The sequence below is a fragment of the Parapedobacter composti genome, from assembly GCF_900112315.1.
GTDB lineage: Bacteria > Bacteroidota > Bacteroidia > Sphingobacteriales > Sphingobacteriaceae > Parapedobacter > Parapedobacter composti.
In genome coordinates this window covers 69,839-84,493 of the sequence record NZ_FOLL01000001.1, presented here as the reverse complement: position 1 = coordinate 84,493, position 14,655 = coordinate 69,839, and the positions used below count along the sequence as shown (strand labels likewise).

The 14,655-nt window shown below is 49.9% G+C and carries 12 protein-coding genes; 2 read left to right on the top strand and 10 right to left on the bottom strand.

The annotated features are described in order from the left end of the window. Positions 1-7 precede the first annotated feature (7 nt). Entirely contained in the window at positions 8-1,231 is a 1,224-nt protein-coding gene (locus tag BM030_RS00330) for an MFS transporter (protein WP_244518572.1), read from the bottom strand. A gap of 28 nt (positions 1,232-1,259) precedes the next feature. Here BM030_RS00330 and BM030_RS00325 point away from each other — a divergent pair, with 28 nt between their 5' ends. Then, positions 1,260-1,745: a methylated-DNA--[protein]-cysteine S-methyltransferase gene (locus tag BM030_RS00325; protein WP_090969966.1), complete on the top strand. Its 486-nt coding sequence runs from the start codon at positions 1,260-1,262 to the stop codon at positions 1,743-1,745. A 98-nt stretch (positions 1,746-1,843) separates the two neighbouring features. Here the strand turns inward: BM030_RS00325 and BM030_RS00320 are convergent, their stop codons facing one another. The 8 genes from BM030_RS00320 to BM030_RS00285 form a co-directional block, all read right to left on the bottom strand. After that, entirely contained in the window at positions 1,844-2,308 is a 465-nt protein-coding gene (locus tag BM030_RS00320; RefSeq protein ID WP_090969964.1) for a hypothetical protein, read from the bottom strand. A gap of 280 nt (positions 2,309-2,588) precedes the next feature. Next, complete coding sequence (locus BM030_RS00315; RefSeq protein WP_139215766.1) at positions 2,589-3,470, bottom strand: hypothetical protein; 882 nt, start codon at positions 3,468-3,470, stop codon at positions 2,589-2,591. 25 nt (positions 3,471-3,495) lie between these two features. Then, a complete protein-coding gene (locus BM030_RS00310) occupies positions 3,496-4,914 on the bottom strand; it encodes a SusD/RagB family nutrient-binding outer membrane lipoprotein (RefSeq protein WP_170845583.1) in 1,419 nt (472 codons plus the stop codon). An 8-nt stretch (positions 4,915-4,922) separates the two neighbouring features. After that, complete coding sequence (locus BM030_RS00305) at positions 4,923-8,573, bottom strand: SusC/RagA family TonB-linked outer membrane protein (RefSeq protein ID WP_090969958.1); 3,651 nt, start codon at positions 8,571-8,573, stop codon at positions 4,923-4,925. Positions 8,574-8,580: 7 nt separating this feature from the next. After that, the gene (locus BM030_RS00300) at positions 8,581-9,582 is read right to left on the bottom strand and encodes a FecR family protein (RefSeq protein WP_170845582.1); all 1,002 of its coding nucleotides are present in this window, start codon (positions 9,580-9,582) and stop codon (positions 8,581-8,583) included. Between the two features lie 47 nt (positions 9,583-9,629). Further along, positions 9,630-10,262 carry an RNA polymerase sigma factor gene (locus BM030_RS00295; protein WP_090969953.1) on the bottom strand — a complete coding sequence of 211 codons (633 nt, stop codon included), beginning with the start codon at positions 10,260-10,262 and terminating at the stop codon, positions 9,630-9,632. 15 nt (positions 10,263-10,277) lie between these two features. After that, positions 10,278-11,192: an alpha/beta fold hydrolase gene (locus BM030_RS00290; protein ID WP_170845581.1), complete on the bottom strand. Its 915-nt coding sequence runs from the start codon at positions 11,190-11,192 to the stop codon at positions 10,278-10,280. Between the two features lie 6 nt (positions 11,193-11,198). Next, on the bottom strand, positions 11,199-12,764 hold the full coding sequence (locus tag BM030_RS00285; protein ID WP_139215764.1) for a hypothetical protein: 1,566 nt from the start codon (positions 12,762-12,764) through the stop codon (positions 11,199-11,201). A 297-nt stretch (positions 12,765-13,061) separates the two neighbouring features. Between BM030_RS00285 and BM030_RS19765 the strand changes: the two genes are divergently transcribed. Beyond that, positions 13,062-13,235: a hypothetical protein gene (locus BM030_RS19765; RefSeq protein WP_170845580.1), complete on the top strand. Its 174-nt coding sequence runs from the start codon at positions 13,062-13,064 to the stop codon at positions 13,233-13,235. A gap of 63 nt (positions 13,236-13,298) precedes the next feature. Here BM030_RS19765 and BM030_RS00280 read toward each other — a convergent pair whose 3' ends face one another. Continuing rightward, positions 13,299-14,630, bottom strand: a complete 1,332-nt coding sequence (locus tag BM030_RS00280) for a DUF4302 domain-containing protein (RefSeq protein ID WP_090969948.1) — start codon at positions 14,628-14,630, stop codon at positions 13,299-13,301. Positions 14,631-14,655: the final 25 nt, after the last annotated feature.

The following is a 14,655-nucleotide window of genomic DNA, read 5'->3' as shown; positions in this document are numbered from 1 at the left end:
GCAGAAATCACGGGGTGATAACTTCCGTTCTGCTGTTATCTTTCCGGTATCGCCAAACGTATAACCACGCCATCACAGCCATACCCGCAGTACCGTACAAGATAAACGGTATGCGCGTCATCACATCGTGGTATATCCAACCCCCCATCAGTGCTCCGAGACCAATACCCGCCTCCAGCGCGATGTACATCGTAGCCATGGCCTTGCCGCGGTGCTGGGGATGGCTCAGATCTATCGTCCACGCATTAACCGCCGGCGACAAGATCCCCGTGGCAAATCCGTAAACCACCGCCCCCACCATCAATCCAACTACGGTATCTCCCCAGCCCAGCAGGCATAGCGACAGGACCAGCATCGCCAAACCGCATTTGATTACCACCACCCGTCCATATCGGTCAGATAATCGCCCCGCCACAAAGCGGACCAACAGCGATGCTGCGGTAAAAGCCACGAAAAACAGTCCCCGGTTCGATACGCCCAGGTGCCCCGTCCAATCCGGTATCAGCGTCAGGATAACCCCATATGCCATGTAGGATAACAGTGTCACCAGGGCAGCCGGCATCACCCGGCCATCAATGATGTCGGTGCGCGCAATGCGGAACGACGACCACCGCAGCCCTTGCCGCCGCTCACGGGGCAACGTTTCCTTCATGTTCATCAAAATGACGATAGAAAGCAGCGCGAACGCCGAAGAACAGTAAAACAGCGCATCCATGGAATACCGCTGGCTGATGGCACTACCCACCGCCGGACCAATCGCCATGCCCATACTAAAGCTGAGCCCATGTATGCCCGCCGCTTCGCCCCACCGCTCGCGGGGCACCACATCTGCCACGTAGGCGGCCGTAGCCGTGGGTTTGAACCCGGTAGAAAAACCGTGGATGAGCCGGAGGAGCAAAAATCCCGCTACACTGCCCAGCACCGGATACAGGAACCCGCACACAAAGCACACGATGGAACCCACGGCCATCACCGGCACACGGCCCACCGTGTCCGTCAGTTTGCCACTGAACGGCCGGGAAATGCCGGCCGTAAGTGTAAACAGTGCAATGATAAGTCCCTTGTATTCCCCACCGCCCAGGCTGCTTAAATATGCCGACAATTCCGGAATCAGCATGTTAAAACTGGCTGAAAACAACAGGGAGCTTAGGCAAAGCAAGGCAAACGGGACATTGTAGATGGGGTGCGGGGAGCGCTGCATGGTGGCGGCAAAGGTACGGAAATCTTCCATAAGCGCTAAAAAATCCGTATCATTGCCTATGGATTACCAAGAAGCTTTCCTTCAAACACCCCTTGGCACGGCCGCCATCAAAGGCCATGCCCGTGGCTTGGTTTCCATTACCGTCGTTGATGCCGATGCTGCGGCGGCACCTTCGGCAACGATTCCAGCGGCGCTGGCTGTGGCGGCGGAGCAACTACAGGAATATTTCGCCGGTGAACGCACAACCTTCCAACTGCGACTGGATTTCCGGGGCACGGCTTTCCAGCAGCGGGTCTGGCAGGCGTTGCTTGACATTCCCTTCGGAAAAACCTGCTCTTACCTGGAGCTGGCGAGGAAGCTGGGCGATGTAAAGGCCATCCGGGCGGTGGCCGCAGCCAATGGGCAAAACCCGTTTTGGATTGTGGTGCCCTGCCACCGCATCGTGGGCAGCGACGGTTCCCTCACCGGCTACGCCGGAGGCCTTTGGCGCAAAAAGTGGCTGCTCGAACACGAAAACCCCTATAAGCAGCAGCTGCTATTTTAGCAGCTATCCGTTGAAGAAGTGGAGAAGTTGTAGCGTAGGCGGGATAACGACGAAAGCTAACAGATTTACTACCGATCCTTTGTCGGCATGGCTTTCCACTACTTCCTCTCCTTCTCTGCCGCGATATTAATACTACTGTCCGGGTTTCCATAACCGGTTTGATCTGCTGCCTTCACCACGAACCTTACGGTGGTACTCTTCTCCTTCGGTTCCAGCTTATCCAGCAACTTGGCAAACTTACCCTTACTAAGCGTACCGGTGATTTTGGTCAGCTCTTCGGTGTAGTTCCCAAAAGCAGATTCGGGGATGCCTGGGTTCAGTCTAGCAAAGGCTTGCCTGGCTGTTTTCGGTTTCTTGAAAAGGCCGTTACTAATCAATGCATGTAATTGAGCCGCCCTGCCCGGTAATCCTTTTTCCTTTTGCTCAGCTTTTGCTTTAAGCATTTTGGCTGTTGCGGCTTGCTTAGCTTTTTCAAGTTGGGCGATTTTCCGACAGTTGGAGGCGAGGAGCTCGTCAAATTTAGGAGGATTGAATTCCGGGTTTACAAATTGGTAATATAGCACACCAAAGAAGTGGGCATGTTTTTCTATGTTTTCGAACGGTTTATCAATGATTTAAGGTACCGCAAAGCAGCAAGTGCGTCGATCAGAAATTGCATGTGTAGAACGTAAAGATTAATTAAAGAAAAAGCTACATTCAGTTAAGCTTGATTTAATAGCCGTAAAAATAAAGGCCCTTCTGCGTCCAGTTGGCCTTTTTTTAAAATAATTTGGGTCAGGTGAGCGAAGGGCCCGGGTAGGGGGGGTGGTATAACCTCGTCCGTTAACTCACGGACAAGGAAACCTAATGGGCATATAGGTACTGGGCGATGTCGACAGCCATCTTTTCATTTTCATGGGCTACGCCTGGCACCAGCCGCACGTTCCACTTAAAATCTATGTTGAGTCGTTTGGCTAATTCCTTAGCGCTTGAGAAAAAGGTCATACCCCGCTCCAGCCGGTGTCTTCCCTGGCGCATGGCTTCCGCAGAAACATTTAAATGACGGTGTGCCGGGTCTATATCCTCCTCACCAAGCTGTATTATCAGCTCACGACCCAGCACATGGCTCAGCCGCTCTTTATCAAATCCCATCCCTTTCAACCCGTATGGGAAATCGACGTCCAAATCGAGCATGGTATAGCCACCGGCATTGGCAGCGACGACACGGTTTGCTTTGGAGTGTCTTTTAAACAGAAAGAAACGGTGTACGAACTGGGATCCCGCCGAATGTCCAAACAAGTCGTAACGCTGTTGCTTACTGCCGCTGCGGCTCACCACATCATCGAAAATCGGATCGAGCAGTGAGAATGACCAATGCTGCTCATCGTTCAATGTTCCGGATGAGGACCGTAAGTTACCGTAATTATAAGACCGACTGCCCGGGAATAGCTCATTCGAAAACTCCGGCACAATAACCAACACCTTATACGTATCAGATAGTTCTACCCAGTTATCGCGATAGGTTTCTGCGTTGCGTAGCACACCGTGCATGACAAACAATATAGGCATGTCTCCGACCTCACCTGTGGGTTTGTGGTAAAATATACGCATGGTTTTTCCCGCTAAACCGGGATACGCTGAAAACTCAAACATTCCGCTTCCTTCGGTTAGTTGCGCCCAAACGGGAAAAGTATATATCAGCAACAGCGCACTCAAACATGCGTTTCTTTTTTTACTGCGATTCATAACGTTGTCTTATCGGCCGTTTTTATCATTGATTTACTGGCGTCTGCTCATAAATGCCGGGGATATGCTCGGGCTTGTTGGGGTTGCGATCCAATTCGGTCTGCGGATAAATGAAACGTTGCGGCACCCGGCTACCTGTATTAGGGGGTATGGGCAGCGCAACTGTCTCATTAAATGTACGGCGGTAATCGTTGTAGCTTTCAAGCTGCGAATACAACACCACAAATTTTTCTTCCAAGATGTTCATCAACAACGATTCATCACGATTGAGTCCTTGGACATTGGCCATACCGCCTAACTCGAAATCTGCGGCCACATAATTGTCATATTGGAAGCCAGCGGCATGATGTGCGGCCCCGATGTGGGCGCCGGTTCGGTAATACGTCCGCAATTCATTAAGGTGGGCAAGGCCATCTGCAAACCCGGTGGTGCGGAACGCAGACTCCGCCAGAATCAACATATTTTCCTCATAAGACATCAGCGGATAGGGCGCCGTTACGCTAAATGCGCCGTTGGCCATCGTGTTGTTTACAAACTGTCCGGGATTCCGTTGCCTAACGAGGTAGTTGAAACGGGCGGTTTCATTGGTTTTGGCATTGCCCCGGTACGATACACCGGTTGGCGACATGATATCGAAGAAATAGCTTCCGTTGGTCTGCAAATCGTCTGCCCGATTACCATTGTAAAACTGGAAGTAGAGATTCTGCGCACCGTTGGCATCCATAAACTTGGCCACCCATGCATGTGCGGGCGAAGTGATGCCCAACAAGGCATGGTCGTAAGCCTTATCATATTCCTTCGTATGCAGGTAAAACCTTGCTTTCAATGCGTGTGCTACCCTGGTCCAGGCATCCGGATCGCCGTTAAAAAAGATATCAGCTCCGGCTACAGGCCGCCCTATCGGGCTTGCCAACTCCGCAATGGCTTCATCCAGTAAGGTTTGGACGCCTGCATACACGTTGAGCTGACTTTCGTAGCTCGGATTATTGTATACCGCGTAGCGACCTGCTTCACGAAAAGGAATGTCGCCCCACAGTGAAGCCGCCATGCCAAACGTATGTGCGCGCATTACCTTACCGATTCCGAGGATAATTCCCGCTCTGTTTTCTTCCTGCAACGTTTCCTCCAGTACCACCGTATTGCGAATCACCCTGAACGCGTTGGCCCAATGTGTATTGAAATCGCTGTTCAAAACCAGGTAATTGTAAAATCCGAAATACTGCCTGTCAACGCCTGTGAAATAGCCGCTCCATAAGCCGGCATCACGCGTCAATTCGCCAGAATGTAGCGTGATGGCACCAACCTGAAGACCGGTCAAGATCAAATCGGAAGAAGCGCTTGAGGGAAGATTAGGGTTTTCGTTGAGCCCTTCCACAATTTTGCTGCATGCCGCCATATAACCGAAGATTATCGTCAATAGCGGAACATAGAGTATTCTTTTCATACTTTTCATTAATAATTAACCTTAAGTGTGAGCACATATGAACGAGTTCCCGGCGTATTGAAGTAGTCAATTCCTCTGACCGAAGAAACGCCCATCAGGTTGGTATTCGGGTCATTTCCCCTGAATTCCTTGGCCCAAACGAAAAGGTTACGTCCAGTGAGCGAAAGTTCGATTCCTTGCAACCTCGTTTTGGTTCTAAACCTTTCGGAGTTCAACGCGTAGGAAAAGGTCAGCTGCTGGATACGTATCCATGACCCGTCCTGGATAAAGCTCTCGGCAGCACCACTGGCATATCCGCCTCCTGTACGGTACCAGCTCTGATCCAGGGCTACATCTCCGGCTCCAAAATCTGCGATATTTCCCCTGAATTCCGTGCCTTGCGGGATAACTTGTCCATTATAGGTCAGCAAGTCCCGGGGGGCTACCGAAATATGCGCAGACTCAGGTGCCAAACCATAGTCTAAAAGCGAGGCATAAGTACCGGCGAAGATGTGGTTGCCTTGCATGGTCTCTATCACCACATCCAGTGCAATGTTTTTGTATCGCAACGTTGTCAGTGCACTACCCCGCCACGTTGGGTTGGGGTCTCCGATCACCCCTTGGCTCTCATCCAACTGCGGGAACCCATTTTCGTTCAACACCAGCGAATTTGCCGCGTCGCGAAGCCATCGGCTTCCCCACAGGGCGCCCAGTTGGTACCCTTGCACGGCGCGTCCCGAAATACCGGATAATCCTCCCAGGTCCAACGACTCTGCATCAGGCAGCTTCGAGATGACATTCCGGTTACGATCCCACAGCACGCCCACTGTCCACGTAAAATCGCGCTTGGCAAATACGTCGTAATTTACATCCACCTCTACCCCCCAATTCTTAATTTCACCGGCATTATCCTGCATGTTCGTATATCCTGTTGACGAAGGAATCGGCACATCGAACAACACATCCGTTGTCTGATTGTTATAATAAGTAAATGAGGTCCGCAGGCGATCCGAATGAAACCGCATGTCAAGACCTGTTTCAAACTCGGTTTTGATCTCAGGCCGCAAGTAGGGGTTCCCTACGCGGTTTGCCGGTACAAATGCCCCATTCCCAAACCTGGAGCCATCGAGCGATCCGCCGTTAGCGTCCGAATAGCTGGCCGCGACATATTGGCTAATCGTACGATACATTGCCGGCTCCACACCGACCATGGCGAACGATGCCCTCAGTTTACCAAAACTGATTGCTTCAGGCAGTGCCACATTACGATGAAACTGCCAAGCGACCGTGGCCGAGGGGAAAAAGAAACTGCTCTTGGATAATTCGCCAAATGTAGAGGCACTTTCAAAGCGTCCGGTTAACACAAGGAACAGGTAGTTGTTGTAAGACAGATCGACCGAACCGTATAGCGCCGCATTGCGGCGTAACGTCCTGCTGTTTGACATGTCGAAGTTACCGCGCGGACCGTTGATAAAATTACGGATGTCAGCCGCCGGATCGATAAAACCCTGTATCTGTCCCCAAACGTCTTGATTACTGCGTTGGTTGAAGTTGAAACCAACCAGCATTTCAGCATTCAATAACTCGTGGAATTTGGGGCGGAAAACAGACATCAGGTCCGTATTGAACTCGAAATCCGTTTCCTTAGCGTCTTCGTAAACGCCTGTTGACTGTATGGCCCCGGCGCTCCCTGTAGCAAAATAGGCATTCCGCTCATCCGTATACGTGTCTATTCCGGAACGCAGCACCAGTTCCATCCAGTCGCTGGGCTTGGCATTCAGCTGCATGCTGGTGATGAAACGGTTCACCTTACTGAAGTTTTCCTGATTGTTAATTGTCCACAACGGATTGTTAAAACCCGGATTCGCATTGGCACCCAGTGGATTCCGGTAAACACGGTGGCGATGGCGCAAAGGCGCCGCCCCGGCCGAGCTGTAGTACTCACCTTCGTAATCCAGGATGTTAAAATCCGGTGGTGTCCGCAGCAGCCCTAAATAAAGACCTGAACTGGCATTTCCTTTGCGAATCCTGTTATTGCTCGAAAGCGCATAGGTTGTATTCGTACTTAAGGTAATCTTATCTCCGAATTTCCGGCTGCTGTTTACGCGGAATGTGGTCCGTCTGTAATCGCTGCTGTTCTGGATAATGCCATCTTGTTTAAAATCGCTCAAACTCACGAAATAGGTAGACCGGCTGTCTCCGCCGCTCAAGCTTAGCGAATTATCCAAAAAATATCCGTTACGGATAACTTGATCAAAATTGGAGTCGTGGTAAATGGTCTGGTTGCGTTTTTCTAAGATTGGATAATAAATATTACCGTTTACCGCACGGAAGAAAGGCCCCGTATCATCGATGACGTCGGGCCCACCAAAACGATCGGCGATCAGGTCGCCCCAAGAGCGCAGGGAGGTCTGCGAATAAATGCCATTATCCCCCTGGCCAAAGGCGCTTTGCAGCGGATGCCTGTTCAAAATCTGATCATAGGAATAAGATGATTTGAACGATATGTTGAGCTTCTCATTCGCTTTACCTTTCTTTGTCGTGACCACAATCACCCCGTTTGACGCCCTGGAACCCCACAATGCCGCGGCGGCAGCTCCTTTCAAAATGTCCATGGATTCAATATCATCTGGATTAATATCGTTCAAACGCGACTGCTGATATACACCACCGTTGGAATTTCCCGACGAAGAGTTGTCTATCGGGATACCATCCAGAACAATCAGGGGCTGAATACCGCCGATGGTACTGGCACCCCGGATCTGGATATGCGATCCGGCTCCCGGGTCTCCGGATGACCGGGTTATCCTGACGCCCGATGCTTTGCCGGCCATGCCGTTGATGACAGCGCCTTCCACAGCATTAGACAACTGATTGCCGCCTATCTGGGAAGTGCTGTAACCCAGTGCATCTGCTTTACGTTCGAATCCCAACGCGTTGACAACCACTTCCTCCAAGTGAGCCGTCACTGCCACCAGCTCCACATTGATAACCCTGCGATTGCCGATAACTTCTTCTTGCCGTTCAAATCCCATTGCGTTAAACATCAACCTATCGCCACCGTGGGGAATCGCTATTCTGTACCCTCCTGAGGCATCGGTTACTGCACCACCGTCATTGCCCGGCACCGTTATCGAAACACCAGAAATTGCCTTGCCATCCTCGGAAGAAGTGACACGGCCGGTCACCACCCTTTCTTGAGAGACAAGCAACGGAGACACAGGCTTTAGATCAGGGCTGCGGCCTGCCCGGGCCTCACCTGTTTCCACATCCTGCTCCAGAACGGAAGGTATTTCGTGCTGTTCAGCCTTACGCATGATGATGTAATTTTGACTATTTGGCAGCTTACTGAACGTCAATGGACTATCTTTCAGCCATACATGCAGGACCTCTTGCAGCGAATAGTTATGGGCGGCAATTGCTGCTTCATTTACCCGGATACCTTTAATAATTTCCGGTTCATAAATAATCCCCATATCGGTTTCTTTCATCAGCAGCTCCAACCCTTCTTTCAACGAAATGAATTTGCTTGCGTTCTTCTTCTGGGTGGGATGGCTGGCAAAAATTCCGCGTGTAGGCATGGGCTGGGCCTGGGTCGCGCTGAACCCGATTAGCACGATGGCCAGCCCTATCTGCTTAAACGAAAGGCTGATTCCTATAAATTGTGTAAATTTATCCATGAAACTATTATTTAATTGCGAATATTTTAACGTTTCCGTGATCCTTTACGATGACCAAATCGAGCACCTTTTCAAGCACTGCCAGCAGGTCATCGAGATTATCAATCCTCATTTGGCCACTCAGCTTCCGCCCTAACAGGTCTTTTTCATCGCAATGCACCGTCAACCCATAGCTGTGCTCGATAAATGTGATAACCTCGCCGAGCGAATTGTCATTGAGTGTGATTTTCCCATCGACCCAAGATATGTGAGGCCCAACTTTCAACTCGCTCATTTCGATATGGCCTGCATCGTTCACTTTGGCCATTTGGCCGGGAAACAAGGTATACACGTCGTCCATCCCCTTTAATCGCAGATCGACACGTCCAGACTCCAATGATACATAGTCGCCTCCAAACGTGTTAACACTGAACGCGGTACCCACCACATCGATGATCAATTGATCGGTATGAACCTCAAATCGTTTGTATCCACCGTCTGCCCCTTTCTCCCTATTCACCTTGAAATACGCTTCGCCTTGCAGCCATACTTGTCTAACGGTATCTTTTTCCCACGATTTCAGGAATTGGATGGCGCTATTCCGGTTCAGGGTCACTTCAGAATCGTCCGGAAGTTTGAGCGTAGCTTTTTGGGCGATGCCCGTCTCATAAATTATCTTAGGGTTATACCAGAAAAGGTAATACGCTCCCACCAAGGCCAACAGCCCCATACAAGCCGCCGCAAAGCGATAGAACTGTTTTCTGCCGGAATTGGTCGTATTGTTGACAGCATACGCTTCTTTGCGTATCCTGGCTTGCAGTTTATACCATTGCTCGGCAGTAACCCGTTCATCCAATACCCCGGGGTTGAAACGCAGGCTATATACCACAAGCGTCGCCCGCTCCACCAATTCTTCATGTTGCGGGTTTTCCTTTATCCATTGTTCCCACCACGTAATATCCGCTTGGTTTCGGCGATGCACATAATTGACAAAAGACTCACTTGCCAATAACTTCTCTAATTTTTTCATTAGCATAAATCACTAATACCATGTACCGGCTCAAAGATTTTAAGCCGTTACCGTATGGCGTCTTCCGACACTACCCGTAATAATGCGTCGTTCGTACGTAAGATCTGTAATGCTTTTTGGCAATAATTCAGGACCGATTGATAGTTGATTCCCATAATCTTTGCCACTTCCTTATAAGGGATATCCTGATAAAATCTCAGATAGATTACCTCCTTTTGCCGTTTGCTTAACTGGTTTAATGCTTCCTTCACGATTGAACGCCTGAAATAGTTCCCTTCTTCCCTAATCAGGACCATCTCCGGTGAAAACTCGATATCGGGGTTGAACGTAAACAATTCCAAAGCGAGCACCTGTTTGCGTCGAATTTGTTTCATTTTCAGCAAAATACGTCGCCTGAGCGAGCTAAATAGATAGGCTTTGATGGAAACAGCTACCCCCAGATTCCTGCGGGAATGCCACAGGTCTGAAAACATGTCCTGGATAACATCGTCACTTACGTGTTCGTCTTTGCAAATATTTCGAGCATATTGATGCAGCATTGGATAATTCCTGAAGTAAATGCGTTTGAATGCTGCTTCATCTCCCTTTTTGAACAGCTCCCATAGCTCGGCATCCATCATGGGGGATTCTTCCGATAATTCGGTATTCAGGTTCTGCCCTATACGATTCAAGAATTTCATTTTTCTGGGTTTCTCTTATGGCGTCAGCAATGCCATAGCCGCAGGAGCTATTAACCGATTGCTATGCCCCACGCCCGGCACCGTAGCCAATTGCCAAGCAAGTGGCAAGTTCCTGCCTGCGGCCACTTCCTGGAGGTGATTATAAAAGAACTGCCCTCTGGCAAAACGGTGTGGCCCCTGTGCGTTGGCTTGGGGTGAAGTATCCAGATTGCTATCAACCACCGTATCCGCTTCGCCTAACAGGATAACCACATCTCGCGACAGCACCCGGTCTATCTGTTCATCCGTCAGGCCAGTATTGCTTAGCCCGTATGGAAATCCAATTTCCCTATCCAACAGGGTGTATGTTCCGGCATTCGCACAAATAGCCCTGTTCACGCGCAAATCAGATTTGAACGTAAGAAAGCGGGAAACAAACTGCGAGCCTGCTGAATGCCCAAAAATATGGTATTGCGTTTGATTACCTCCGATTTCCGACACAACGTGGTCAAACAAAGGCTCGATAACCGAGAATGACCACTCTTCTTCCGGTATCGGTGTACCACCGCTGGTAAACATATTTCCCTGATTGTACATCCGGCTTCCGGGGTAATGGGCTGTCGAAAATTCAGGCACAATCAGCAAGACATTATGCTGGCGAGCAAGATTCACCCAATTATTTCGGTAAGTCTGCCCGTTCCGATCTACGCCATGCATCACGAAAAGGATAGGCGCATCTTTGGGATTGTCATGGGGCGTAAAGTACCAAACCTTCAATGGCCTGTTTGCCAAAGGAGCATAGTCTGCATAGTCAAAAACACCGCCCCCTGCAACATTCAGGTCATTAACCGCCACCATGCCCAAATCTGGCAAAATAGTCCGATCCTCTTGACAGGCAGTCATCATTGTGCCGGCCACCATTAATACGACAACTAATCGTTTACACATCATCTTGGTTTAAAAAGTTACGTTAATCCATCCGGCAGTCCAGTTATTGTCCGGATCTACAGCCCCGATATATGCGGCATTGTTGAACCAAGGATCCAAAGCCGTTGGATCCAGCGGTGTGCTATCCGTAGCGGTAAATATCCCCACATAGCCAGCCCACGGAGCGGCCGGCGCCACTTCACTGTTATGGAAAGAAGCCGCTGCAAAAGCGGGGTTAGCATCATTAATATAATTATTGTTGCTATTACCCCACTGCCTGCTGTTAGCAAACACCATACGCCCACTATTAATCAACGGTAAATTTCCAGCATCGGCACGTACACCGTCTCGCACATTGGTAATCCAACAGTTGTAAATTTTACCTACGGCATTTTCCCTGAAGCGGATCCCCCGGGTATTGCCAAATGTTGTTCCCCCCAGGCTTCGGATACTCACGTTACTGATGATAGGGCCTGACGCCGTACCGGTTTCGCCAAACCCATCGATAGCTGTAAAAGCATTGGTAGGATTGGAGGTATACGTTGCCACCAGAAACTGAATAAAGCCGGCATACCCATTTTTCCATACGAACGCTCTTCCATTTGGATTATTGATAAACAGGTATTTGATACCAACCGTTCCGCCGGCCGCCAAAACACCGGTTCGGCTTAGTCCCGCTTCGTTAACATAAATGTACTCGAGCCGCGTTGCATTGCCTACACCGTTCAAGTTAAGTGCTGCGTTCAGTTCTTGCCCACCGCCTGATACCGCAAGCGCTCCGGCATAAGATATTTCCACATAACTCAACGTACCTGAATCATCCGCATTATTACTTCCTCCGTATGCGCCTATGTTATCGGCAACAACACGATTGACAGTCGTGACCGGAGCAAGACCGTGAATAAATATCCCAACCCAATCACCGCTGTTAGGGCTTCCTAAACGTTCGGCCAAGCTGGTAAACCGGATCGGCTCCTGCGGTGTTCCCGTTGCCATCAATTTGGTCCCTGTAGACACGATTAAAGCGGCTTCGGATTCGGCATAGATGTGTGTGCCGGCCTCGATAGTCAGTGTAGCACCCTGAGTGAGGGCAACCCTGCCGCGCAACAGGTAATCATAATCACTTGATAGTGTAACGTCAACGTTGATATCCTGCTGGATAAGCTTGTAAGGGTGCCCCCCAATCGTAACATCCTCGAACTCAAAATCAGGAATGGGAGGTGCCTCGATGACGCTTATTGTGAAGTGTTGTTCTACCAGTCTGTGCTGCCTGTCTTCCAATACCAAATGGTAGACAATGGTGCTGCCTACCTCGGCATCTTCAGCAATGGACTGTTCAATCCGGTATTCCCTGCTGACCTGTCCGGATATTCCCTCGATGGTTTCAATAAGCTCGCCATTTCTTGCTACGCGGATCTGGGCAATACCCGCCTGCGCTTCCAGCAGAAGCACGGCATTTACCGTCATACCCGCATACGCCTCCATACCGTCTCCAGTGGCCGGCAAGGTAATAAACGGAGCAGGCCGCTCTTCATTTACGGTATTAAAAGTCTCCTTCTGGCAGCCGCAAATCAGCCAACAAAAAAAGATTGCCAAAAAACATCGGGTTGGTTTTGTATAATAACGCTTCATATACATGTTTTTTTGAAAAACTGTGTTACCCAGCTCACCAAGAGGGTGCGCAGGGATTATCCGCCCATCAAGATAATACAGATACAAATTGGCTTATATTCGTTATAGAGTGCAAACATGCTGTTTGATACTCATGAAAATGTATTTTTTTTAATAATAGTTATAAATTGCTCCACACCCGCCTTGCTTCCGGCAAACATCGCCGATTTCTGTTTGTTATTGACATAGCGGAATACCCCGCAAAGCAAACAAGTAATAGCCATGAACAACAACAAGAAACCGACACCTCCGGAAAATAAGGAGGAAGCTGAAAAAAAGAGAAAGGATGACAAGGAAAAACGGGATCGCCGGATGGACGAAGAGGTGGAGCAGACCTTCCCGGCCAGCGATCCTCCTTCCTATTCACAGCCAGGACACGGCGAGCGTGATGAATAGCAGGCCGGGTGCCCAGCTATCGGTTGGCTGGACACCTGGAAAAGCGCCATAGCATGCTGTAAACTAATCGATATATACTCCGGACGGCGTGCTTACATTAACTGTAATATGGTAACGACTGTCCTTACGGCTTACCAGACGTAACCGTTGCTGAGTGCCGGATCTGCCGTAGGGAACCACCGTGACGCCTTCTGGCGGAAACAGGTTTTCCATAAACCGCAGGGCGTCGGCCAAATATGGTGCCCCGTTGGTGTTTGTAACGCCGGTAGGCGTAACAATGACGTGGCTTTCGTCCAATTTCTCCAACGCATAATAATAAGGCAGCCATACATTGCTGTCACTGCCCGGCAAACGGGTCAGCAGTTGAAGGGAGTTGCTGCCACTGCCTGCCGGATTATTGTTGTAGAGCTGAACACGCAGTAATTCAGCCCCCAAAGCTGCTTTAAGAACCGCGTAATCATCAATAAGCGAGGCGCTGTAATGGTTTTCAACATCGTCTGAGGTATAGGCAAAGAAGCGAACGGTGACATCACTACCCGCCCATATAAACAGGTCAGCCGCTCCGTTATATGGAAAGGCCGGTACATGGGACACTGCTATCTGCCCGCTACCGGCTTCTCCGGCGTCCACCACTTCCAACTCGTTTGCCGTGGCGGTCCCGAAATGCAGCTCATTTATGGAAACATTGCCCGCACGCCAGGTTCCAGCCAACTTGATACCATTGGCCAAGTTGGTGTATGAAAAAGCTTGGGTGACGACTTCTTGCTGATCATTTGCCCAAGTAAACGTGATCACTTGGGCGGCGACATCGATTTCACAGAATGCCGATATCTGCTCCAGAATCAGATTTTTAAAGTAAGCTGAAGCGTTTTCGTTAAAGGCCGACAGCAACTGGGACGTCTGGGTTTTAGCCGCTATTAACTCCTTATCGGTAGGCAGGGCCGGACGCAGTGTATATTCGTGTTCTGCGTTTGCAACAATTGGCTTCAGGGCCATGGTGCCGTCTTCCCGGGGCTGCAGATAAAACTCGAAGGCGCCCCCCATGCGCTCTGCCATCACGCTCAGCACAGAATAGGTATCAAAAACCAGTTCTGGATGGTTTATGCCGCCTACCCGGAAAGTGGACGTACGTTCCTCCGTAAAATTGTATAAATCGGACTGCATGGTCACTTTGCCATCCTCAAAAAAGCGCAGCCATATCGATATTGCTCCATTCTCTTCTGTGGCAGCGTATTCCATGTACCACCCTGCTTCTGAAGCGATCAACAGGTCCGCATACTGCTGTTGCAGTTCGGACAGTCGGGCCGCATCAGGTGGTATCAGGTTGTCTTGTGTCGTTTTTTCGCAGGAAGCGAGAAGCAGTGCCAGTAAGGCTATTATTACATTATGTTTCATCTTGGTCTTATTAATCTACCGGATA